This is a genomic window from Streptomyces sp. NBC_00433, from assembly GCA_036015235.1.
Classification (GTDB): Bacteria; Actinomycetota; Actinomycetes; order Streptomycetales; family Streptomycetaceae; genus Actinacidiphila.
The window spans coordinates 8,612,809-8,634,823 of sequence record CP107926.1 but is presented as its reverse complement, the minus strand read 5'-3'; the positions used below and the strand labels follow the sequence as shown (position 1 = coordinate 8,634,823).

20 protein-coding genes and 2 pseudogenes are annotated in these 22,015 nt (G+C 71.5%); 9 read left to right on the top strand and 13 right to left on the bottom strand.

Annotation, left to right across the window (positions count from 1 at the left end; translation table 11 throughout):
• Nucleotides 1–165: 165 nt before the first annotated feature.
• The 3 genes and pseudogenes from OG900_37420 to OG900_37410 all read right to left on the bottom strand — a co-directional run bounded on the left by OG900_37420 (nt 166) and on the right by OG900_37410 (nt 3,314).
• Nucleotides 166–552 (bottom strand): annotated as a pseudogene (locus OG900_37420) (hypothetical protein).
• A 1,553-nt stretch (nt 553–2,105) separates the two neighbouring features.
• Nucleotides 2,106–3,059, bottom strand: coding sequence for a hypothetical protein (locus tag OG900_37415; GenBank protein WUH95282.1), 954 nt, complete (start codon nt 3,057–3,059; stop codon nt 2,106–2,108).
• Between the two features lie 96 nt (nt 3,060–3,155).
• Nucleotides 3,156–3,314: pseudogene (locus OG900_37410) on the bottom strand (ParA family protein).
• A 353-nt stretch (nt 3,315–3,667) separates the two neighbouring features.
• On the opposite strand from OG900_37410, the gene OG900_37405 reads away from it, so the two are divergent.
• A complete protein-coding gene (locus OG900_37405) occupies nt 3,668–5,158 on the top strand; it encodes an MFS transporter (protein ID WUH95281.1) in 1,491 nt (496 codons plus the stop codon).
• Between the two features lie 108 nt (nt 5,159–5,266).
• Here OG900_37405 and OG900_37400 read toward each other — a convergent pair whose 3' ends face one another.
• From OG900_37400 to OG900_37375, 6 genes are all read right to left on the bottom strand, one after another.
• Nucleotides 5,267–5,953: a hypothetical protein gene (locus tag OG900_37400; protein WUH95280.1), complete on the bottom strand. Its 687-nt coding sequence runs from the start codon at nt 5,951–5,953 to the stop codon at nt 5,267–5,269.
• A gap of 458 nt (nt 5,954–6,411) precedes the next feature.
• Nucleotides 6,412–6,819 carry a hypothetical protein gene (locus OG900_37395; GenBank protein WUH95279.1) on the bottom strand — a complete coding sequence of 136 codons (408 nt, stop codon included), beginning with the start codon at nt 6,817–6,819 and terminating at the stop codon, nt 6,412–6,414.
• Nucleotides 6,820–7,162: 343 nt separating this feature from the next.
• Complete coding sequence (locus OG900_37390) at nt 7,163–8,005, bottom strand: MBL fold metallo-hydrolase (GenBank protein WUH95278.1); 843 nt, start codon at nt 8,003–8,005, stop codon at nt 7,163–7,165.
• A 186-nt stretch (nt 8,006–8,191) separates the two neighbouring features.
• Nucleotides 8,192–8,827 (bottom strand): TetR family transcriptional regulator, encoded by a 636-nt coding sequence (locus OG900_37385; protein ID WUH95277.1) that lies wholly within the window; start codon nt 8,825–8,827, stop codon nt 8,192–8,194.
• 98 nt (nt 8,828–8,925) lie between these two features.
• Nucleotides 8,926–9,861 carry an SDR family NAD(P)-dependent oxidoreductase gene (locus tag OG900_37380; GenBank protein ID WUH95276.1) on the bottom strand — a complete coding sequence of 312 codons (936 nt, stop codon included), beginning with the start codon at nt 9,859–9,861 and terminating at the stop codon, nt 8,926–8,928.
• Between the two features lie 573 nt (nt 9,862–10,434).
• The gene (locus OG900_37375; GenBank protein WUH95275.1) at nt 10,435–10,809 is read right to left on the bottom strand and encodes a DUF488 family protein; all 375 of its coding nucleotides are present in this window, start codon (nt 10,807–10,809) and stop codon (nt 10,435–10,437) included.
• A gap of 355 nt (nt 10,810–11,164) precedes the next feature.
• On the opposite strand from OG900_37375, the gene OG900_37370 reads away from it, so the two are divergent.
• Entirely contained in the window at nt 11,165–12,184 is a 1,020-nt protein-coding gene (locus tag OG900_37370) for a DUF4331 domain-containing protein (GenBank protein WUH95274.1), read from the top strand.
• A 15-nt stretch (nt 12,185–12,199) separates the two neighbouring features.
• Here the strand turns inward: OG900_37370 and OG900_37365 are convergent, their stop codons facing one another.
• On the bottom strand, nt 12,200–12,667 hold the full coding sequence (locus OG900_37365; GenBank protein WUH95273.1) for a nuclear transport factor 2 family protein: 468 nt from the start codon (nt 12,665–12,667) through the stop codon (nt 12,200–12,202).
• Between the two features lie 331 nt (nt 12,668–12,998).
• Here OG900_37365 and OG900_37360 point away from each other — a divergent pair, with 331 nt between their 5' ends.
• Nucleotides 12,999–13,946, top strand: coding sequence for a serine/threonine protein kinase (locus OG900_37360; protein WUH95272.1), 948 nt, complete (start codon nt 12,999–13,001; stop codon nt 13,944–13,946).
• Between the two features lie 202 nt (nt 13,947–14,148).
• Nucleotides 14,149–14,988 carry a YihY/virulence factor BrkB family protein gene (locus tag OG900_37355; GenBank protein ID WUH95271.1) on the top strand — a complete coding sequence of 280 codons (840 nt, stop codon included), beginning with the start codon at nt 14,149–14,151 and terminating at the stop codon, nt 14,986–14,988.
• Between the two features lie 2 nt (nt 14,989–14,990).
• Here the strand turns inward: OG900_37355 and OG900_37350 are convergent, their stop codons facing one another.
• From OG900_37350 to OG900_37340, 3 genes are all read right to left on the bottom strand, one after another.
• Nucleotides 14,991–15,467 carry an NUDIX hydrolase gene (locus OG900_37350; protein WUH95270.1) on the bottom strand — a complete coding sequence of 159 codons (477 nt, stop codon included), beginning with the start codon at nt 15,465–15,467 and terminating at the stop codon, nt 14,991–14,993.
• Nucleotides 15,468–15,548: 81 nt separating this feature from the next.
• Nucleotides 15,549–15,737 carry a hypothetical protein gene (locus OG900_37345; protein WUH95269.1) on the bottom strand — a complete coding sequence of 63 codons (189 nt, stop codon included), beginning with the start codon at nt 15,735–15,737 and terminating at the stop codon, nt 15,549–15,551.
• 86 nt (nt 15,738–15,823) lie between these two features.
• Complete coding sequence (locus tag OG900_37340) at nt 15,824–17,338, bottom strand: MFS transporter (protein ID WUH95268.1); 1,515 nt, start codon at nt 17,336–17,338, stop codon at nt 15,824–15,826.
• Between the two features lie 138 nt (nt 17,339–17,476).
• On the opposite strand from OG900_37340, the gene OG900_37335 reads away from it, so the two are divergent.
• The 5 genes from OG900_37335 to OG900_37315 all read left to right on the top strand — a co-directional run bounded on the left by OG900_37335 (nt 17,477) and on the right by OG900_37315 (nt 22,010).
• Nucleotides 17,477–18,136, top strand: a complete 660-nt coding sequence (locus OG900_37335; protein ID WUH95267.1) for a TetR family transcriptional regulator — start codon at nt 17,477–17,479, stop codon at nt 18,134–18,136.
• A gap of 256 nt (nt 18,137–18,392) precedes the next feature.
• Nucleotides 18,393–19,286, top strand: a complete 894-nt coding sequence (locus OG900_37330) for an isocitrate lyase/PEP mutase family protein (GenBank protein WUH95266.1) — start codon at nt 18,393–18,395, stop codon at nt 19,284–19,286.
• Between the two features lie 83 nt (nt 19,287–19,369).
• On the top strand, nt 19,370–19,708 hold the full coding sequence (locus tag OG900_37325) for a hypothetical protein (protein ID WUH95265.1): 339 nt from the start codon (nt 19,370–19,372) through the stop codon (nt 19,706–19,708).
• Between the two features lie 352 nt (nt 19,709–20,060).
• Nucleotides 20,061–21,053 (top strand): bile acid:sodium symporter, encoded by a 993-nt coding sequence (locus OG900_37320; GenBank protein WUH95264.1) that lies wholly within the window; start codon nt 20,061–20,063, stop codon nt 21,051–21,053.
• Nucleotides 21,054–21,275: 222 nt separating this feature from the next.
• Nucleotides 21,276–22,010: a 2-phosphosulfolactate phosphatase gene (locus tag OG900_37315; GenBank protein WUH95263.1), complete on the top strand. Its 735-nt coding sequence runs from the start codon at nt 21,276–21,278 to the stop codon at nt 22,008–22,010.
• Nucleotides 22,011–22,015 lie beyond the last annotated feature (5 nt).

Sequence of the window (22,015 nt, the reverse complement as noted above, 5' to 3'; positions counted from 1 at the left end):
GTGCCCAGGGGCGGTTCGATGGGCGTGCCTATGTTCGGGCCGGTGGGCTCGGCGCGTCCCGTCCCGGATGGCGTCGAGCGCCGACTGGTCCCTGAGCCGCTGGACGAGGATCTGCCACTGCCGACTGAAACCGGGGCTGCGTTCCAGCACCGGCCACAGCGGACTGAGCGGTTCGACGATGCCGGGCCGCGTCGGGTAGTGGTCCCACGGTTGGCGGCGGCCAGGGCCGGCCGCCGGGCAACCGAAGCGGGCAGAGGTCTGGAGCACCCGTCCTCCGGTGAGGACGGCACGGGCCGCCAACGTGCCGACAGCCCGTACGTACGAAGTTTCGTCGGCGGGCGGCCGGACGTCGACGCCGGTCAGGACGTCCGGCGAGGCCGCGTAGCGGATGGGGCGTTCCGACAGTCGAACCCTCTCGTCCGGTCGCAGCGCGAGCAGTCCGGCGGCGGCTACAGGCGGACGGGAAGAGGGCAGCAGCCGGGTGTGCACCTCGCCGCGGAGCAGCGCCGGTGCCACGGCTTGGCCCACTCCTGGTTCCGTGCCCCCAGCCACGTCTCGGTCTGTGTCCCAGCTCGCGTTTCGGTCCTCGTCGGGCGCGGAGGCGTCGTACACGGCGGCCACGTCCGTGGTCGCGCAGCAGCCCGAGCCGGGTCAACTGCCGGGCGGCGGCGAGGAAGGAGCAGGGCCAGGCCCGGGAGTCCCCTTCGCCGCAGGGGCGTTCATGGTGTGTGCCTGCACCACGGTCGCCGCCGCCGCCCCGGCCGCCGTCCCCGAACCCGTCGTCCCAAAGCTCGACGTCCAGGAACACCGAATGTCGATGTGCCTCGGTCTCGGTGGGCGGCTGCCGCCGACGCACGGGAGTCATCGCCTCCCTGACCTCGACGGCGGCCGGGTACTCGCCGTTGCTGAGCCGGCCCGTCTCGCGGGCCGGCGGCCGGGGGCCCGCGCCGGCCGCGTACGGCGGCGGTGCGTCGACTAGCCGCCGCATCAGCCCTTCGGCGTGGTCGTTCCCCTCCGCCACCACGCGGCCGGATTCACGGGCCGGGTAGTCGATGGTGAACCCGGCCCTCGCAGCCTCGGCAATCAGCTGCGGCACCAGTTCCGCCGGAGCCCCCAGTCGACCGAAGTAGTCGTCAATGAGTAAGCAGGTGCTGATCCTCGGCCGCCCTCCGCCCGAACCGCCCGCGCGCTTGTCCGAGGCAGAATCTGCGCGCTCACCCGATCCGGCCGCGACCGCCGCCGCCCTTGCCGCGTCGGCCCACGGCCGCACCCGCGCGAAGTTCGCGATGCGGTCGCGCGTCCAGGCCGCCTGCCCCGTCGGCAGCAGCGCCCACGGCGGCGACTCGGGATCGGGCACCGCCACCCGCGGCAAGCGCAGCGCTCCGCGCAGCCGTTCACCGTCCAGGCCACGGGCGACGCCGCCGGCCGGGATGCCGCGACTGCCGCCGCAGACCAACTCCGCTGCCGGCAAGAGGTGTTGCCGGGCCCAGCGGTGGTGCAGGACCGGCGCCGGGTAGAGGCCGGCGCCGGTACCCACGTCGATTCCAGCCGACTGAGCACTGCGGTTTCCGTGGAAGTGCTGGATGAAGTGGTCCCGCACGGTGCCGACGATCGTCGCGTCGTCCTGGCGCAGGGACGAGTAGTTGTAGCCCACGTGCGCTTCGGGGTCGAAGGTGTTCCCGTCGATGTCCGCGTGACGCGCGCCGTGGCCATGAGCGTCTTCTGGCGTCGGCGTCTCGGCGGGCCAGAGATTCATTCCCCAATGATAGGGATCAGGCGCCTATCCGCCCTTGTGTTCGGGGCAGTTGGCGAAGCGCTGGGGGCGCACTCCGGCGCACGCCAGGTCCAACTGCCCCAGCGGCCCCGCGTGCGTCGGGGGTCCCGTGCCGCTGGCGGCCGGTGACGCAAGACCGGTCCGCAGCCTTTACTCGGCGCCGCAGGTCGACGTCAACTCCCTTCCCGCCGGCTTGCGCTGCCTGCTCGTGGTGAGCCATCAGCCAACGCGAGTGCTCGCGGTGTTCGCCGCGGCGTTTCCTCGATGGTGTGCCGACCCGGCAGTAGATTTGACGTGTCGGCTGCGTCCAGGCGAGTCGGTGGAGCGGACGCTACTGGCCGGCCTCCCAGAGCGTCCTGAATCGCTGCACCCGTTTGGCGACACGGTCGGAGCGCAGGTCCATGACCGTCCTGGTATTGGGTCCGCGAAGGTCGGAACCTACCTCGTAGGAGACGGACTCGTAGGAGACGGACTCGTCGAAGACGATGAAGTCGTTCGTCTCGTCCATCCGGGCGATGGGTGACAGTTCGGACAGCGCCAGCACCCGAACTTCGATACCGAGGCTCTGCTGGTCATCACAGAGCTGGCCGAGTTCGGGAGTGTTGTCCTCCGGTTCATCGATGATGAACAGCCGCCGGATACGTACCCCCTGGTGGTTGATCGCGTCCCGCTGCGCCCGCAGGTAGCGCTGGCCGGATTCGCTGGGCCAGAAGTCTCGGTCGTTCGAGGTGCTGACGGCATCGATGGTCGTGGCGGCGCACCCTGTGAGGGCAAGGATCCAGTCGTGGTCCTCGCCCTCGTAGTCGACAAGTCTCTGGTTGAGGTTCTCCATCAGGTCGGTGAGTCTGCTGATCTTCTCGCGGGCGAATGCCCGCATGATCGCCGGTGCGTCCGAACCGACGTGGGTGGCGTTGCGGACCAGTCGGCCCACTCCGTCGGGCGGCAGCGCCGATCGGTCAACCAGGTCGAAGAGTTCGGTGGCCTCGTTGATGCGCGCGAAGGTGTCGGCGACCAGTTCCTTCATCTCGAGGTTGTGCGACGCGAGCGTCCGCTCGACGGAACCGAGCCGGCTTTCGAAGTCCGCCATGTACTGGATGACCAGTGCCGCGCCGCCGAGGAGGATCGAGGCGGTCAGCTTCCTGGCCTCGGGCTGGTCGGTGACGCCGGCGACCAGGTAGCTGGCTCCCCCGACCAGCGCGGTGATCAGCGTCTTGGGTAAGATCCGTGGTACACGCGGCAGAACGGTGGATGCCGTGGAAACCGTCGGGTCGTGCGATCCGGCCACGTGTCGTCATCTCCCCCGGTGGAACGGTGCGCGTGTACGCCCGTCCGTAAGCGGTCAGGACTGGGTAGTCGACGGCGAGCCCGACCCGTTCGGCTTGGCGACCTGGCCGGACATCACGTCCTCATGGGTGATGAGCTGCTCGTCCCATTGCAACACGGGTTCCAGGGGCACGGAACCGACAACGACGGAGTACCCCACATTCTGGTCGGCCGCCGGTCGGTCGAGTTCCTGGTCGCATTTACGCATCCATGCCGACATAAGGACTCGCCGGGGATGGGGCGTTGGTGCTCGGCCCTGTGCTGCCGGTCGGCGAGCCGAGCAGGCCGCAGGACATCGTCTGCTTCCGTGCGCTGGACGACGCGCCGTGCGCATCCGCGCTGGAACTCCCGCGAAGCCCAGGAGAACGGAACCGCCGGACCCGACGTCCCTCGGCAGGCGACCGGACGGCGACAGTGGCGCCGCACGAGGCGGCGCCCGCACCCTCGCGACGCGTGATCGCCGCCCGACCGGGCACCCGAGCCCTGGTCGGACGCGTGCCTGCGGGCGGAGGGGGCGTGGCCGTGCAATCGTGATGGACCGTCCTTCGCCCGGGGAAAGGACATGCATCCGTGCGCCTGGCTCGTACGTCTCCGCAGCGTGACTCGGCCGTGCAGGACGCGTCCGCGCGATGGCGTGCCCTGGCGGTCTGCCTCACCGCGAGTTTCATGACGCTGCTGGACGTGAGCATCGTCAATGTGGCACTGCCGTCGATCCGCACCGGCATCGGTGCGTCACAGAGCGGCCTGCAGTGGGTGCTCTCCGGCTACGCCCTCACGTTCGGTCTGGCGCTGGTGCCGGCCGGACGGCTCGGCGACGTCCGCGGGCGGCGGAGCGTGTTCATGGTGGGACTCGTGGTGTTCACCGTGGCCAGCTCGCTGGCCGGCGCGGCACAGAACGAGGCGTGGCTGGTGGCCGCGCGGCTCGTCCAGGGGGTGGCAGGCGGCATCCTCGTACCGCAGGTCTCCGGGTTCATCCAGCAGATGTTCCGCGGCGCGGAACGCGGGCGGGCGTTCGGACTGCTCGGCGCCACGATCGGGGTGTCCACCGCCGTGGGGCCGCTGCTCGGCGGGCTGCTGATCCAGCTGTTCGGGGCACACGAGGGCTGGCGCTGGGTCTTCTACGTGAATCTGCCGATCGGCCTCGTGCTGCTGCCGCCGGCCCACCGGCTGCTCCCGGGCCCGCCGCAGCGGGACGACGCCGAACGCGCCCGCAGCGATCTCGATCCGGTCGGCGTGGTGCTGCTGGGCCTCGGGACCGTGGTGCTGCTCCTGCCGTTCGTCCAGCAACAGGAGTGGCCGGGTCCGCAGAAGTGGGCCCTGATTCCCCTGGCCCTGGCCGTCCTTGGCGGCTTCGCGGCCTGGGAGCGGCGCTACGGCCGCCGGCACGAGCCGCTGGTGAACCTGGCGCTGTTCCGCCGGCGCTCGTACGGCCTCGGCACCCTGCTCTCCCTCCTGTACTTCGCCGGCTTCACCTCGATCTTCTTCGTCATGACGCTCTTCCTCCAGAACGGGATGAGGTACTCCGCGCTGGAGGCAGGCGCGGCCATCACGCCCTTCGCCCTGGGCTCGGGCGCCGCGGCCGCGATCGGCGGGCGCGTCGTGACGCGGATCGGCCGCCCGCTGGTCGCGGTGGGACTGGGCATGGTGGTCATCGGACTGGTCGGCACGGTGGTGGCCGTCCACCAGGACAGCGGCCGGTCCGTGGGCCTGGTCACCGCGCTGCCGCTGCTGTTCGCCGGTGTCGGCAGCGGCCTGGTGATCTCGCCGAACCAGACGCTGACGCTCAGCGAGGTCCCGGTGGAGCGGGCCGGCAGCGCCGGCGGCGTCCTCCAGACGGCCCAGCGGATCGGTTCTGCGGCGGGCATCGCCGCTGTCGGCTCCGTCTTCTTCTCCAAGGTCGGCGGTGCCCGCCCCGACTGGGCCGCCGGGCTCGAGGCCGGCCTGATCACCTCGGCCGGTCTGGCCGCGCTCGCCCTCGTGGTCGCGCTCGTCGACGTCACCACGGGTCCGCCCAACGTGCGGCAGCCCGCCGCCGAGGGGACATCCGACCGGAAGACCTGACCCCGCGCCGCGTACGGGCACGGCGCCGTGACCCGCTTCAACCGGCTGGAGCAACGGCGCGGCCACCGTTGGGCGCGTGGAGCGGAACGAGCTTCGCCCACGTGCCTTTCATCCCGGGAGGATGCCGCTGATCGATGTGGCGGGAGCGGCTACCTCGGCTGTGGGCACGGCCACCGTCACCGGGCGTCCTATGTCGGACAGGGTCATCGTGACGGTCACGCTCGTGTTCTCCAGGTTGATGAACGTACGGGTGCGGACCACGCGGCCGGACGGATCGATCCAGACGTCCGCGTCCGTCCCCCCGAGGTCGCCGCTCATCGCGGTCACGTCCTCCCGTATGGTCGGCGCGATGCGCAGTGTCAGCGGGGCCTGGCCGAGCATGCCGGAGTAGTGCGTGGTGGCGGCGCCCTCGATCGTGGCCGGGGCTCCCTTCGACACCTGGCTCATCGCGGCGATCTGCTGGAGTACGAACTCCGGGTCGTTGAGCGGCGCGCGCAGCAGGTAGTGGGCCAGCGCCTCGCCGCGCGCGGTCTTGACCCACTTCTGGCGCACGTTCGACAAGCCCCGCAGGTAGACGGAGGGGCCGTCGAACACCTCGTCCATGTGGTCGATGCCCCCACCGGGCAGGCGCACGGTGATGGCGCCCTTGTCCGCGGCCATGTCGAAGCTGCCGGTGACGCTGAGGGTGTAGGTGGAACCGTTGCCGGTGATCACGATGGTCTCGGTGATCCGCTCGCTGGTCTTCCTGCTCGCGGCAACCGCAGAGCGGACAGCGTCCTGGTAGGCGGCCGACACCGGCGGGGCTGTTGCCTCGGGCGGCAGGGCGTCGTCCGACCAGCCCCCGCACCCCGCACAACCCGCCAGCACTACGAGCGCACCCGAAAAAGCATGAAAGCGTCGCACTAGATGATTCCCCCCCAGGAATGAAGCTGCGCCCGACGGCAGCGGTGCAGGATAACCGCCGCCACCCGGCGAATGCCAACCTCGTAGCCTGCGCCTGACCACGGTTTTCGTCGGCCGGCGCCGTGCGCGCAAGGAGGTCGCGGACGCGCGGCCAGATGCTGCGCGACCGTCGACGACTTCCTCTTCCCCCGTGCACAGCGCTACAGGCGCGGCCATTTCTCCGGCGAAGGCTGCTGCTCGACGCCCATGACCAGGCTGACGGATACAGGGGGACAACGACCGACGACCCTGTGCGGCACCGGACTTGAGCACCGGTGGACGCCGTAGGGAAGAGGCACGGCGGCGCCTCGTCAGAGGGTGCTGCGCAGACCGAGCGTGGTGTGCAGGACCAGCCGGTGGCCCTGATCGATGACGGTCTCCAGGCGGCGGTACAGCCCCTCGTCGGCCTCGCGGAGCACGATGCCGGTGATCAGCCACTCCAGCATCACACCGTTGTACTGGTCGATCGCGTACGCGGCGCCGGGGCCGCGGTCGCGCCGGTCGTCGGCGGCGGCGGCCCAAGCCGAGCCGATCCTCCAGCGGCCGCCGTCGACGGGCTCGAACGCCGCCCGGTAGAAGACGTGCCCCGCCCGACGCACGATGGCGACCAGCCCGTCGACGAGGACGTCCCACTTGTCGTCAGTGGTCCGCCCCAGGAAACCCGTTCCTATGCGCGTCCACTCCTCGTGGCTCCAGGTGCGGGCGGGCAGCAGTGTCATGGGGACGAGATCCTCGACGGGGACGCGCCCGGGAACGGAATCGCTGATCGGCGGCTCCCCTGGCGGCGGCATGCTTCCACCATATGCGGACGAAGGTCTGCTTCGCCGCGGTGGAACGCGCTCTGCAGCCCGGCCGGGAAGGACGCGTGGACGCTCACCGAGCCGGCGGACGGTGGCTCCTTCAGCGGCTGTGCCGAACGCCGGGACGGCGTCGTGCTGGTGCTGTCGACGTACGACACGTGGACGGTCCCGGACTTCCCCGCCATAGCCGCCACGCTGCACCGGCTCGACGACCACCAGCTCGGCTCGCTGCTCTGAACCGGACGGCCGGCGGCCGGTGGGGTCAGGCCAGCGCGCCCTTCGCCGAGTTCCACAGCACGCCGCGGTTCACGCGGTCGGGGTAGAGGCTGAGCATCGTGTCGTACAGCTCGTTGAAATCCTTCGCCTTCTCGGCCGCGGACGCGAAGTCCAGGATGTAGCGGCGGGTCAGCTCGACGTCCTCCGGGCTGTCCGGGTCTCCGTCCCGCTTGTGGCCCGACACCACGGACGTCGGGTCGAGTGCGGCGATCGTGTCCAACGCCTTGAGCCAGCTGTCGCGTCCGGCGCCCTTGGACTCGGCGAGGTACATGTGGACCTGGCCGTAGACGGCGTCGCCTGCCACCACCAGGCCGAGTGACGGGACGTGCAGTGCGCTGGTGCCGTCGGTGTCGGTGTGGCCGAGTTCGATGGCCCGAAGCTGCTCGCCTTCGAGGTCGATGGTTCCGTCCTCGAGCGGCTCGGCGACGACGTGCCGGTCGGAGATCTGGCCGGGGAAACGCGGTCCCCAGAAGGCGTCGAACCACTTGGGGCCCCACTGGGCGCCCATGAATTCGGCCACGCCTTTCGCCGCCACGAGTTTGGCCTGCGGAAAGCGTTCGAGGATCGACGGCGCACCGAAGAAATGGTCCCCGTGCGCGTGGGTGACGAAGACGGCTGTCACGTTCCTGCGCTGTTCGACGACCCAGTCGGCGAGCAGGCGGGACTCGTCGATGGTCATCAGAGGGTCCACCAACACCGCGTCCCGCTCACCGTAGATGAGCGTGGACGCGGTGGGAGACCACATCCTCTGGTCCTCACCGGGCGGAAGGTCGTCCGAGACCGCCGGCTTGGACGGTGCGACATAGACGGAGTAGGCGAGTCCTGCCATGGGCCGGCTCCTGTGCTCGGAATTGCAGAAGGGCAGCCTATGAACCCGATTGCCCCGTCAACCGAAACGGCTTTCCGTGTCGTCCGGCCTCACCCGATTGCGCCGCTCTCCGGTCGGCGGCTGCGGGAGGACCACCGGTACGGCACGTCTGCCGGCTTCAACAGCCACGGCCGAGGAAATGCTGTGTCAGGCCCCGGTGGGGCGACGGTAGGCGCCGTACCACCAGATCCGGGCGAGCTCCTGGGCGAAAGCGGCGTCACCGCTGCCGTCGTCGACACGGATGTGGTGGGCCATCGCCTGGGCGCCTCCCCAGACGATGATCCGGCTCGCGGACACCGGGTCGAGGTCGGCCGCGGTCGAGCCGGCGGCCTGCTCCGAGAGCAGGGTCCGCAGCACCGACTCGTCGAAGCCTTCGAGGTCGGCGGTGTAGAAATCGCTCACCGCGGAGTCGTAGGACGCCGCCTCCCGGACCGCGGTGAGCACGCCTTGGTGGGCCCGGTGGAAGGTGATCATCTCTCCGAAGAGCCGGGCGAAGCGGTCGGCCCCGTCCTGCTCGGCGGCCGGGTCCCACTGCTGTGCCAGCGCCAGCAGTGACTCCCGCAGATCGCCGGTGAGCCGCACCAGGACGTCCGACTTGCTCTGGAAGTGCGCGTAGAACGTGGCCCGTGACACGTCGGCCTCCTGCAGGATCTGCGCGACGCTGATCTCGGAGAAGGCCTCGCCGGAATCGAGCAGCCGCTCAAGGGCGGCCAGTACCTGCGCCCGGGTCGCCGCCGAACGCGCGGCATGATGGTCGGCCTGGCGTCGGGTGACGGGTCTCATCAGGCACCTTCCAGCTCGTCTGTGTGCACGGACCGGATCTCCGCCCGACCTCCGCCGGACATCCGCCCGCCCGGCGATTGTGCACCGGCTTCGCCAGGTCAGGCCACCACGGGGAGGGCGTACTCCCACAGCCGGTCCGCGGTGGCGGGGTCGACCGACCACTTCGCGACGCCCGCGGTCGCGTCGGGGCCCCCGTCGACGACCTCCGATTCCTGGTTGTCGTCGAAATAGCGGCCGGTCACGCCGTCGAGCAGCGGCGACGCGGCGAGCAGCACCGTGGTGGCGGCACCCTGGGCGGGGGTCTTGTAGTAGTCGGGGGTGACGAGCTCGCCGTCCGCGTCCATGACGCCGAGGGCCTGCATGGTCGCCGGGGCGACGTGGCGTGCCAGGTTGGTGTGGATCCAGCCCGGCGTGCAGGCGTTGGCGGTGATGCCGTGCTCGGCCCACCGGCGGCTTATCCCGACGGTGAGCAGCACCCCGGCGGTCTTCGACTGAGCGTAGGCGACGAACGGGTCGTAGGCGCGTCGCTCGAACTGCGGGTCGTCGAAGTCGAACCCCACCCGCAGCTGGGCGCCGGAGCTGACCACGACCACGCGCGGCTTCTCGGCCGCCTGAAGCGCGGTGCGCAGGCCCACGGCCAGGGCGAAGTGGCCGAGGTAGTTGGTGGCGAGCTGCATCTCCCAGCCCTGCGCGTTGACCTGACGGGTCGGGAGCATCATCACGCCGGCATTGGCGATGAGCCCGTCGACCGGGCCGCTCCAGGCGTCGCAGAAGGCACGGACCGAAGCCAGGTCGGCGAGGTCGAGTGCGACGGCCCTCGTGCCCGGGAATTCCTCGACGAGCGGATCCGCGGCAGCGGGATTCCGGGTGGCGACGGTCACCTGCGCTCCCGCACCGGCGAGTGCGCGCACCGTCTCGGTGCCGAGGCCGGAGGCGCCTCCGGTGACGATCATCCGGCGTCCGCTCAGGTCGACTCCGTCGAGCACCTCCGCGGCGGTGGCGCGCGTGCCGAACGACGTGGTTGTCAGCGTCATAGCTGTGTCCTGCCTTCAAAGGGGTCTTCTTGGCCGCCGACGTCCCTCGCGCCGCTTCCGCCAAGGCTTCGTACGCGAGCAACCATACATCGTGTTCAGACACGGGCTCCGGTGCCGCCGGAGTAAAGCGGCAAAAGGCACTTTGCCGAGCGCAGGTATCGCCAGGGGAACCCCTGGGCCGCCCGGCGGGTGGGCGCCTTGTCCGTGTCGTACCCGGTTACTCCCGTATACGTAGTAGGCATGACGCAGCCGCTCACGGAACCGGGCACCACGGACGCCGCTCTGTGCGAGCAGGGCCGTGACCTCATCCGCAGCCTGCTCGAACGCGTCGGCGACAAGTGGTCCGTGTCGTGATCCGCCAGCTCACCGACACCACGCGCGCGGCTTCAACGAGCTGCGCCGCCTGTGCGGCCCCATCGCCCAGCGGATGCTCAGTGCCACGCCGCGACGGCTGGAGCCTGCAGCGCCTCGGGGCCGCCGTACTCGAAAACTCCTACCGCCTTCATCCCGCCACTCCTCTCCCGGAGCTCGCGATGTCCGCGCCGGCCACCCGGCGGGGGCCCCTTGCCGGGCTCAGCGGCTCGCGGTCCCGGCGGTGTCCAGCCACTCGGCGAGGACGGCGGCCTCACTGCGGTCCACGTCTTTCGTGGCGGTGAGCAGGGTGACCTTGTCCTCGGCGGCGAGGTCACGCAGGTGCTCCACGGCCGGCCGGCGATCGGCGGCTTTCAGCTCGGCGATGTAGCGGTCGCGGAAGTCCGGGAAGAGCTCGGGGTCGTGGTGATACCAGCGGCGCAGGTCCGTCGACGGTGCGACGTCGCGGAGCCACTCGTCCAGGTGGGCCCGTTCCTTGCTCATCCCCCGTGGCCACACCCGGTCCACGAGGACGCGCTTGCCGCCCTGCGACGAGGGGTCCTCATAGATCCGCCGGTAGCTGAACTGTCCGGCCATGGCCGCCGCCACCTCTCCCCATCGGAGCGCCGGGCGCCGCTCAGGGCGTCCGCGCCGAGGCGAAACACGTGGTCCCCACTTTATCGGCGGCCCGGCGCCCTGGCGCGGTGGAGCCGCATCCGTCGCGGCCGGCGAACGGCGGCCACAAGGGCGCCGGCACCGTGCCGAAGGCCGTCTGAGCACGCGAAGCCCAAGGGGCGAAACGCTGGCAAATCGGAGATGCTCTCACTGAGCGCAGACAGGCCCGCGACGGAACGGCCCCGGTCGGGCGGCATGCCGTCCGACCCGGAAGCCGCGCAGCGCATCGCGCGGAGCCGTCCCTCGTGGACCCGAGACAGGACAGAAAGGATCACTCGTGTCGCATCACCTCGACACTCCCCTGGCGGCGCGCAACGGCCAGCTGTACATCGACGACCTGTATGTCTTTCCCGGCGAGGGCAGCACGGTCCTCATCATGGACGTCAACTCGAACATCACCGGCGTCTACGCCGAGCCGGGCTTCCACCCGGAGGCGCGCTACGAGTTCAAGGTGCACTTCGACGGCGCGGACTTCGAGGCCCTGACCTACCGGGTGTCCTTCAGCGGACCGGCCGCGGACGGACGGCAGGACCTGCGTCTGCACTCCCTGACCGGCGACTCCGCGCGGGACGACTCCGCCGACGGCGAGCTGGTGCTGCGAGGGCGCACGGGTGAGACGGCCGGTGCGGGAGGCATGCGTCTGTGGGCCGGGCGGGTCGCGGACTCCTTCTACGTCGACCTGTCCCTGCTCGCCATCGTCAACGGGGCGGTGGCGAAGGGCACCGCGGTGGATCTCTCGCAGTGGCAGCCGCGGAAGGCGGAGAACACCTTCGCCGGCACCTCCGTGGAAACCATCGTGCTGGAGATCCCGCACGAGCACCCGCAGCTGCGTCCCGGCGCCCGCACGGGTGTGTGGTGCACGACCAAGCTGGCCACCGACGCGGGTGGGTGGCGGCAGATCAACCGCGGTGGTCACCCGATGATGTGGCCGATCTTCTGGCCGGGCGACACCGACTTCTCCAATCCCGCCAACACCCGGCACCCCTCCGAGGACCTGGCCGCCGCGGGCCAGACCGTCGCCGGCCAGGTCGCCGCCGTCGTGGCGGCCACCGGGACGTCCGCCGATCCCGAAGGGTACGGCCGGATCGTGGCCCGGCAGCTCTTCCCCGACGTGCTGTCCTACGTCGTCGGCACTCCCGCCACCTTCGGCTTCGCCGCCCGCAACGGGCGCACCATGGCTGACAACGCACCGGAGGTGATGATGTCCCTCGTCACCAACATGGCGGTGCAGTCCGGGCTCAAGCCGTCAGTCACCCAGGGGCAGCGCACCGACGGCTTTCCCTTCGTGGTGGGCTGACGCGAGGGAATCCCGTCACAGGCCGAGGTCGGACAGGCCTGGGTGCCCCGCGGGGCGCGTTCCGAGGGGCCAGTGGTATTTGCGCTCGGCCTCCTCGATGGGGAGATCGTTGATCGAGGCGATGCGCCGCCGCATCTGCCCCTCGGCGTCGAATTCCCAGTTCTCGTTGCCGTAGCTCCGGAACCAGTTGCCCTGCGCGTCGTGCCACTCGTACGCGAACCGCACCGCGATGCGGTTGCCGTCGAAAGCCCAGAGTTCCTTGATGAGGCGGTAGTCCAGCTCCGTGGCCCACTTGCGGGTGAGGAAGTCGACGATCTCCGCGCGGCCGTTGATGAATTCGTGCCTGTTGCGCCAGCGGCTGTCCGGCGTGTAGACGAGGGACACCCTCGCGGGATCGCGGGAATTCCAGCCGTCCTCCGCCTCACGTACTTTCTCGGCGGCGCTTTCGCGGTTGAAGGGGGGCACGGAGGACTTCTTCGCCATGAGGACTCCAGGATCGGTGACAAATCGCTTCACACAGCCTAATAACGGACCGCACCGGGCGACTTGTTCCGCGACGAAGGAGCCGCCCGGCGGCGGGACGCGGGGTCCGTCGCCGGACGGAGGCGGCGGAGAGCCCGGACGGGTGACCCGGCAAGCTCCGGCGCCCGGGGCGAGCGCCCGAACGGGCGCTCCAGAAGTACAGCCCATACGTGCCCGCCTTCGGGGTACCCGCCATGGGACGGGCGCTCGGCCGGCGGCACGGGATGGGCATACGTGCAGCGCCGGCCCCACTTGCGCCGGCATCTGAGGCGGCGGAGGAGGGACCTCTGTGTTGCTCGCGGAACGGTACCGGTTGGAAGCCCCGCTGGGGCGCGGCGGGATGGGGCAGGTCTACCGGGCCCATGACGAGCTCCTGCACCGCAGCCTCGCGGTGAAGATCCTGCCGTTCGCGGCGTCCGACGAGGTGGCCCGCGAGCGCTTCCGCGTCGAGGCCCGGGCGGCCGCCCGGGTGGAGGACCCGCATGCCGTCACCATCTACGACTACGAGGTCGACGGCGACGCGGCCTACCTGATCATGGAACTGGTGGACGGCCCCGACCTGGGGGAGGAACTCGCCGCCCACGGCCCGATGGACCCCGCCCGGGTGCTCGGCATCGGAGCGCAGGTGGCCGGCGGGCTGGCCGCCGCCCACCTGCACGGTGTCGTCCACCGGGACATCAAGCCGTCCAACCTCCTCCTGGCGGAGGACGGCACCGTCAAGATCGCCGACTTCGGCATAGCGCGGCTGCTGGACGAGTCCGCGGTCCCCCTGACCCTGACCGGCCAGGTCCTCGGCACCAGCCTCTACCTCGCCCCGGAACGCGCCCGCGGGCAGGCGGCCGGGCCCGCGAGCGACGTCTACGCGCTCGGCTGCGTCCTCTACGAACTCCTCACCGGGCGGCCGCCTTTCGACGAGCACAGTGCGGTGGCGGCGCTGCGCCGGCATGTCGAGACCCCGCCGGTCCCGCCGAGCGCCCTGCGCCCGGGAACTCCGCCCGGCGTCGAGCGCTGCCTGCTGGCGATGCTGGCCAAGGACCCGGAGCAGCGCCCGCCGGCCGCGCAGGCGGCGTCCTGGTGCGCGTCGGCTGCCCTGGCCGCGGCGCCGCCGGCGGCGGTCCGTACGGTGCCGGAGCCCATGCCCGTACGGGAGAAGGCCGCGGCCCGACCCCACTGGTGGACGTCGGCCCGGCGGCGGGCCCGAGCGGTGGTCGAGCGGCCGGTCCCCGCCGTGCCGCGGTAGAGCAGGCGGGCCGCCTCGCGTGCGACGTGCTCGGATGGCCCGAGCGGCCTCCCGCCGCCGCCCGGCCCATGGTGGCCGCGGCGGTCAGCCGACGCCGGCGGACGGGACAGGGCGGGCGGCAAGGACCGCGTCGGTGAATTCCGCGGTCGGGTCGTCGTGTCGACGGGGGGAACGGGGACGGGCAACGGGATAGGAAGAGGGGGTGAGCCACGAGGACGAAGCCACATCCGGACGAGGACGCCGATGGCGCCGGTGGAAGAGGCGCTGGGACTCGTCCTCCGCCGCGCTGGTGGTGCGGCGAGGCGTCGAGATGGAGCTGATGTCCCGGGCGCTGAGCTTCGCCGCCCTCAGTCTGCTCACGCTGCTGCCCCTGGTGACCCTGGTCGGGGCGGTCGACCCCCAGAGCGGCCTGGGAGCGGGAAAATTCCTGGGGCGCGTCCTGGGCCTGTCGCCCTCGTCGCAGGCACTCGTCGCCGAGGTGGTCGTCAATCCCGTGCAGGCGCTGCGCCGCACCACGGCGTTCGGCCTCGCCGTGCTCGCCGCGTTCGGCCTCACCTTCGGGACGGCGCTCCAGACGGGATACGAGAAGGCGTGGGGCCTCAAGGCGGCCCACTGGCACTCCCTGTGGCGCCATGTCATCTGGCTCGCGGCATTCGTCGGCTTCCTGCTGGTCGCGGTCGCGGCGCTCGGACACGGCACGTCCGGTGACGAGCAGGCCGCCGGGGTCGTGGCCAGCATCGCCGTCTCCCTGGCCTTCTTCTGGTGGTCCCAGCGATTCCTGCTCGTCGGACGCGTGAGCTGGCGGGCCCTGCTGCCGGGGGCACTCGCCACGACAGTGGGCCTGATCGGTCTGCGGATCTTCTCCGGCCTCGTCTTCTCCCCGCTGATCGCCTCGAACGCCGTGAGCTACGGGCCGGTGGGCACGATCCTGGTCGTCCAGTCCTGGCTCACCGGCGTCGGCTTCGTCGTCTACGGCGGCGCGGTCCTCGGCCGTGTCCTGCACCAACGCCACACGGCGCTGGGGCGCGCGGGAAACACCTGAGTTCAGCGTGTGAGTTCGGCGAGACAGGCGTCCATGGGCTGGAGGCGTCCGGGAAGCGGTTCGAGGAGATCCCACCAGTGGATGGCTGCGATCTCCTCGTTGGCCCGGAAGTCACGGACCCCGGCGCAGTGCCCTGTGAACAGCGCCGCGTACTCGGTTCGCCGGTCGGGCGCCAGCACGGACTTCGCGTAGCCGACGAACCGCAACGGCCCGTCAGGCTCGTGCCCGCTCTCCTCGAACAGTTCGCGTGCGGCCGCCTGGCGGAGGGACTCGCCCTCTTCGATGCGCCCGCCGGGAAGCTCCCAGGTCTGGCGGTAGCGGTCGAAGACCATGAGGACCCGACCGGCGTGCCAGAGGGCGACGAGCGCTGCCGGCAGCGGGGCGTCGCCTGGCGGTTTTCCCTCGCTCCCCCGTGTGAAGGAGAGCAAGGCGTTGCCGCGGTCGTCGGCCGCAAGCGGTGGGTTCTCGAAATCGTCCACCTTCCGATGCTTCCCTGTTCGGCTCGGCGGAAAGCCGTCCGCGCGCGAGGCGCGGGTGGACGGCGATTCGACGGGCCCGGCTCAGGAGCCGGTCTGGTCGCTGTCCAGCCCGATGCCGAAGACGTGCAGCCGACCGGACCCGTCCGTCAGGTACGGCGCGAGCTGCGTGCCGGTTCCCCGGACGTCCGGCAGCGCGGCCATCTTCGCGTGGATGTCCCGCGCGCCGTCCTCGCGCCAGTTCGCGTAGGGGTTGTTGTACTCCCTGGACATGTCCGGGTTCATGAATCGGTCAGCGGGTCGCCGGGCAGCCCGCTCCTTCGACCGCGGGCGCGGCCGAGCGGACCGGTGCGCCGCCCTCACTCGGCCGGCCGGGAACCTCCCACGGTGGCACCGACCTCCGGCAGGTTCTTACCGGCGGGACGGGTGGGAGAAGGGGAGGAGCCGGTCGAGACCACGAGCCCGATCAACGCAGCGGCGGCCGCCGCTGCCGCGCAGACGGCGAACAGGACGCGGTAGCCGGTGAGGGAGGGTAGGTCGTGCCCGCCGACGTTCATGGTGATGGCGGACAGCAGGGCCCCGCCCACCGCGCTGGCGAGGGAGCTGCCCAGGCTCCGGGCGAGGGCGTTGATGCCGTTGGCGGCGGCGAGTTGCGCCGTCGGGGTGTGGGCGTTGATCAGTGCGGGCAGGGCGGCGTATCCGACCCCGGTGCCCGCTCCGACGATCGAGCTGCCGACGACCACCTGCCACAGGGCGTCGACCGCGATGATGCGGTAGACCAGCCCGGCGGCGATCACCAGTGCGCCGAGGGCCAGCACGCGGGCCGGCCCCCACTGGCTGATGACTTTCGCCGCCAGCGGTGCCAGCAGCAGCATGAGGACCCCGCTGGGCAGCAGGCACAGTCCGGCCGTGAGGATCGACGAGCCGAAGCCGTAGCCGGTGGCCTTCGGAGCCTGCACATACAAAGTGGTGCCCACGAAGCTGGCGAACAGCGCGAAGCCCACGAACAGCGCGGCGACGTTCGTCAGCGCGATGGCCGGGCGCCGGAGCGCGGACATGTCGATCAGCGGGTTGGCCACCCGGGGCTCCACGCGGGTCAGGGCGGTGAGCGCCACGACGGCGGCGGCGAACAAGGTGAGGACGCGGGCCGAGCTCCATCCCCAGGCGCTGCCCTGGGAGATGCCCAGGACCAGGCAGCCCAGGCCCGCCGTGAGCAGGGTGATGCCCGCCCAGTCGATCCGCCGCTCACGCGCGCTCACCGGCTCGGTGACCAGGGCGAAGATCAGGACACCGCTGATCACCGCGCCGCCGGCTCCGATCCAGTACAGGATGTGGTAGTCCGCGTTGTCGCCGATCAGGCCGGCCAGCGGCAGGCCGAGCGCACTGCCGATGCCGAGCATCGCGCTCACCAGCGCCGTCGCCGAGCCGCGGCGATTCTTCGGCAGCACGACGGCGAGCAGGCTGATGCCGAGCGGGATCGCCGCGGCGGACAGGCCGGCCACCGCCCGGCCGGCGAGCATCACCCCGAGGTTCGACGTCAGTGCGTCGATGACCGACCCGACGGCGAGTCCGCCGAGGCTGAGCAGCAGCACCAGGCGGCGGCCGAACATGTCGGCCAGCCGGCCCATCACCGGCACCGAGACCGCGGCGACGAGCAGCGTCGAGGTCAGCAGCCACTGCGCGTTTCCGGTGGATGTGTGCAGGGAGGTCGTCAACTCGGGAAGGACCGGGATGATGAGCGTCTGGGCCAGGGCGGCGGCAAGAGCCCCCAGCCCCACCGCGACGATCTGGAGGTTCGTCCCCAGTCCCGCGCCCTCCTCGTCGCCGTGGTCGCCCGGCGAACGGCTTTCCGGGTGGGCCGGCGTCTCGGTCATCAGTCCTCCTGCGGTCCCCAGTGAGGCAGTCATCTGATTGCGTTCGGAGCATGTGCGTTCGGAGCATGTGCGTTCGGAGCCTGCGAACGGACGGGCAGGGGCAGTCAATCGCCCGATTACATAAGGCAAGATGGTCGCATGGACACGCCCCCGTCTGCCACCCCGCGTCCGCGGAACGCCGAGGCAACGCGCCAGGCCCTGCTGCAGGCGGCCCGACGGCGCTTCGCCGCCCTGGGCTACGACCGCACGACCACGCGCGACGTCGCCGACGACGCTGGTGTCAACCTCATGCTGATCAACCGCTACTTCGGCGGCAAGCAGGGCCTCTTCCAAGCGGTCGTGGCCGCGTCACCGGACCCGGTGGCCGACAGCCGGCCCGCCCGGGGCGACATCGTCGAGGACTTCCTCGACGGCCTCCGCCCCGACGCGTGGCCCGAGTTCGGCGGCCACCCCATGCTCCTGCTGCTGCGGGACAGCAGCGCCGACAAGGAGATCCAGGGCCTGCGCACCCAGGCCATGGACAACGCGGTCGCCCGGATCATCGCGGCCGGCGGGGCCGCGCCCGGCGAGAAGGCGAGGGAACCCGGGCGCGACGCCCGGATGCGCGCCCAACTGGTGCTCGCCCTTTTCAGCGGCGTGATCGCGCTGCGCTCCATGGCCCCCGTCGAGCCGCTGGCATCAGCCGACGTCGACGACCTGCGGTCGGCGATCGGGGACGCGATCGACGCCCTCACCGGTGCGCCCCGCCGGAGAGCCGGCCGGCGGGACCAGGCTGTCCCGTCCCGGACGACGGAGTAGTCCCGCCGGACGGCGGAATTCACGACGGCGAAATCGCCGCGAAATTCTCAGACCCGCCCGGGGGGTCGAGTTTCCGACCATCGGAATTGTGATGATCGGATGCGACGCGCGCCTGGCATCGAGGAATAGTCCGAATGGGCTGAGACACCCATGTGAAGTTGTCCTGGCAGCCAAGTTTCGGCAAAGCTAGGCAAAGCGTCGGCATATGCCGTGCGCCCATGCCCTTGCCATGCCTTGCCTTCACCAGGGAGAACGCGTGCAGTACGGAACCGCGCTGCGGAACGAGATCACGTCAGCGGAGACCACCCCGCTCATCGGGATCTACGACATGTATTCGGCCTCCATCGCCGCCCAGCACTACAACGGCTTCTTCGTCTCCGGATTCGGCTTCGCCGCGTCCTACTACGGACTTCCCGACATCGGCTTCATCGCCTGGCCCGACATGGTCGCCTTTGCCGAGCGGCTGCGGCTGGCATTTCCCACCCACCACATGCTGGTCGACATCGACGACGGCTACGTGGACCCGGAGGTCGCCTGCCACGTCGTGCAGCGGCTGGAGCGGGCCGGCGCCTCGGGCGTGATCCTGGAGGACCAGAAGCGGCCCCGGCGCTGCGGGCACGCCGACGGCAAGCTCACGCTGCCGCTCGACGAGTATCTGGAGAAGCTGGAGCTGGTGCTCGCCAGCCGCACGGACCTGGTCGTGGTGGCGCGTACCGACGCGACCGAGGACGAGGAGATCCTGCGCAGGGCCGCCGCGCTGGCCGAGACGGACGCCGACGTCGTGCTGGTCGACGGCGTGCGCAGCGTGGAATGGGTGCACCGGATCCGCAAGGTCATCGGCGACAAGCCGCTGCTCTTCAACCAGATCGCCGGCGGCAAGTCGCCGCGGCTGTCGCTGTCCGAGCTGACCGACCTCGGTGTGGACGTCGCCATTTACAGCACGCCGTGCCTTTTCGCAGCGCACACCGCGATCGACAGCGCGCTGACCGACCTCAAGGACGCCGACGGCCGGCTGCCCGAGGTGCGCGGCACGGGCGCGGTCGGCGTGGCCAGCTCCACGCAGCTGCTGGAGCGCAACATCAGCCGGCACCACCACGGTTCCGTACCGCACACCTCGCCGGCGCCCGACCGCCGACCCGTCGCCGTCTGAGCCGGGCGTACAGCGCCATGGGCAGGCATGTCCGGCGGCCGGGAGCGTATGAGAGGCCGTACGGGCTCACGGCGGTCCGCCGGGTGGGCGTCGCGGCGGTGCTGGCCGCCGGCGTGCTGGCCGGCTGCGGCAGCCTTCAGGCCGCGGTCGCGGAGACGGCGGCCGGCTGCGGCTGCGGCGACCAGGGGGAGGCGGAGCCGCCGGCGCCGTCGCACGGCTCGAACAACGGGCTGGTGATCATCGACAACTCCAACGCCGACTCCTGGCTCGAAGTGGACCGCACCCTCAACACGCAGCTGGGCAGCCAGGGGACGGCCGGCAGTGACCACGACGGTGACGGCGGCGACGTCGACGTCACCCGCGAACCGTCCGCTCCCCCGGCGGACGCGGCGCAGCAGACGACATCGGAAGGAGACGACTGAGGTGTCCGTAACGCCCCGGTCGCCGTACGGGCGGCCCCGGCCGCGGCTGCGGCTCCGCGCCCGGCCCCACCCGGCCGCCCCCACCCCGGCGCCCGCGGGCGAACGGCCGGTGGCAGACCCGCACCCCGACCTGCCACCGCACCGCCCCGACCAGGGCGAGAGCCCGACCCCGCGGACCGGGGAACCCGGCCCGCGGGGCGGGAGTTCGAGCCGACGGGCTGAGAACCCGGGCGCGAGGAGCCGGATTTCCGCCGCGCGGGCGGCGAGTCCCACAGCGGCGAGCGGGAGTTCGGGTCCGCGCGGTGGACCGCCGGGTGCGGGTCCGCCACCGGCCGGCGCATTCCGGCGCGGGTTGCGGGCGGTCGGGCGGGTCGTCGATCCGTACGTCGTAGCGCTCGCCGCGACGGTCGGGCTGGCCGCGCTGCTGCCCGCCGAGGGCGGCGCGGCCGTCGCGGCGGGCGACGCCGCCGACATCGCCATCGGCCTGCTCTTCTTCCTCTACGGCAGCCGGCTGTCGGCCCGCGAGGCACTGGACGGGCTGCGCGGGTGGCGGCTGCACCTGGTGGTCGTCGCCGCGACCTTCGTCCTCTTCCCGCTGCTCGGCCTGGCGGTGGGGGCGGCCGGCCTGCTCACCCCGCAGCTCTGCACCGGGCTGCTGTTCCTGTGCGTGGTGCCCTCGACCGTCCAGTCGTCGATCGCGTTCACGTCCACCGCACGCGGCAACATCGCCGCGGCCATCTGCGCGGGCACGTACTCCAGCCTGCTCGGCATGCTGCTCACCCCGCTGCTCGCGGCGTGGCTGATCGGCTCCACCGTGCGCTTCTCCGCCGACGGGCTGGCGGCGCTCGGCACCCAGCTGGTCGCGCCCTTCCTCGCCGGGCAGTTGCTGCGCCGCTGGACCATCGGCTTCATCAGCCGGCACAAGAAGGTCCTGGGCCGGCTCGACCGGCTGTCGATCCTGCTGGTGGTCTACACGGCCTTCAGCAAGGGCATGGCCGAGGGCATCTGGCACCAGGTCACCGTGCCGCGGCTCGCCGTCCTGCTGTTCCTGGAGGCCGGCATGCTGGCGCTCGCGCTCACCGCCACCTCCACCGCCGCACGGCGGCTCCGCTTCGCCGAGGAGGACCGCATCGCGATCGTCTTCTGCGGCTCGAAGAAGAGCCTGGCGACCGGACTGCCCATGGCCGCAGCCCTCTTCGGCCCGCGGGCGGGCCTGGCGATCCTGCCGCTGATGCTCTTCCACCAGATGCAGCTCGCGGTCTGCGCGGTGATCGCGACCCGCTGGTCGCGCCGCCCCGCACCCGCACCGGTCGCGCCCCTACCGGCCGAGGCGAGCAGCGCGTGAGCGCTGCCGCGCGGCGGCCGGGGCGCCCTCCGGGGATACCCCGAGATCGCCGCCCGGCCGGGCACCGCCGTCAGCCGCGAGGGCCGGGGCAGCCTGTCCGACCACACCCCCGAGGACAGCGAAGGCCAGGCCTCGTAGTCGCGGCGGTGCGGCCCTCCGAGCCGTCCACGTGAGGGGGTGACCGGCTCCGTCCTCGGGGCGGGCGTGCGCGATCATGGTCGGATGGACGCCCGATTCCTCGGTATCCCCGAGCTGGCCGAAGCCCCGTCCGTGGCGGTCGTGGTCGACGTCATGCGTGCCTTCACGGTGGCCGCCTGGTGCTTCGCCCAGGGGGCGGAGAAGATCGTCCTCGCCGAGTCGCTGGACGAAGCCCTCGCGCTCAAGGCCCGCCACCCGGGTTGGGCGGCGCTCAAGGACGGTCCGCCCGCGCCCGGGTTCGACGCCGTCAACTCGCCCGGCCTGCTGCGGTCCGCCGACCTCGGCGGGCGGACCGTCGTGCAGAAGACCACCTCGGGGACGGTCGGCGCCCTGGCGGTCAAGGAGGCGTCGCTGGTGCTGTGCGCCGGCTTCGTGGTGGCGGAGGCGACGGCTCGGCTCCTGCGGGCGCGCGGCTCGGACAGCGTCACCTTCGTGGTCACCGGAGAGGACGGACGCGCCGACGAGGACCTGGCGTGCGCCCAGTACATCGCCCGGAGGACCACCGAACCGGCGACCGACGCAGCGGACTTCCTCCGCCGCGCCCGCGGGTCGCGCGCCGCGGCCGAGCTGGCGACGGGCGTACGCCGGGGAGCCCATCCCGACGACGTCGCCCTCTGCCTCGAACTCGACCGCTTCCCCTTCGCCATGGTGGCCGCCGCGGAGGACTCGCTCATGGTCCTCCGCCCCCGCACCGCGCGCGTCGGCGAGGCTTCGATCCGACCGCCCGTGAGCCCCTCGCGCCCGGCCGGCACACGCTGACCGCC

What these genes read in the sequence shown, in the direction of transcription:
- OG900_37395 (WUH95279.1), bottom strand. Translation starts at nt 6,819, where the DNA reads ATGACACTGCTGCCCGCCCGCACCTGGAGCCACGAGGAGTGGACGCGC.
- OG900_37390 (WUH95278.1), bottom strand. Translation starts at nt 8,005, where the DNA reads ATGGCAGGACTCGCCTACTCCGTCTATGTCGCACCGTCCAAGCCGGCG.
- OG900_37385 (WUH95277.1), bottom strand. Translation starts at nt 8,827, where the DNA reads ATGAGACCCGTCACCCGACGCCAGGCCGACCATCATGCCGCGCGTTCG.
- OG900_37380 (WUH95276.1), bottom strand. Translation starts at nt 9,861, where the DNA reads ATGACGCTGACAACCACGTCGTTCGGCACGCGCGCCACCGCCGCGGAG.
- OG900_37375 (WUH95275.1), bottom strand. Translation starts at nt 10,809, where the DNA reads ATGGCCGGACAGTTCAGCTACCGGCGGATCTATGAGGACCCCTCGTCG.
- OG900_37365 (WUH95273.1), bottom strand. Translation starts at nt 12,667, where the DNA reads ATGGCGAAGAAGTCCTCCGTGCCCCCCTTCAACCGCGAAAGCGCCGCC.
- OG900_37345 (WUH95269.1), bottom strand. Translation starts at nt 15,737, where the DNA reads ATGTCCAGGGAGTACAACAACCCCTACGCGAACTGGCGCGAGGACGGC.
- OG900_37340 (WUH95268.1), bottom strand. Translation starts at nt 17,338, where the DNA reads ATGACCGAGACGCCGGCCCACCCGGAAAGCCGTTCGCCGGGCGACCAC.
- OG900_37335 (WUH95267.1), top strand. Translation starts at nt 17,477, where the DNA reads ATGGACACGCCCCCGTCTGCCACCCCGCGTCCGCGGAACGCCGAGGCA.
- OG900_37315 (WUH95263.1), top strand. Translation starts at nt 21,276, where the DNA reads ATGGACGCCCGATTCCTCGGTATCCCCGAGCTGGCCGAAGCCCCGTCC.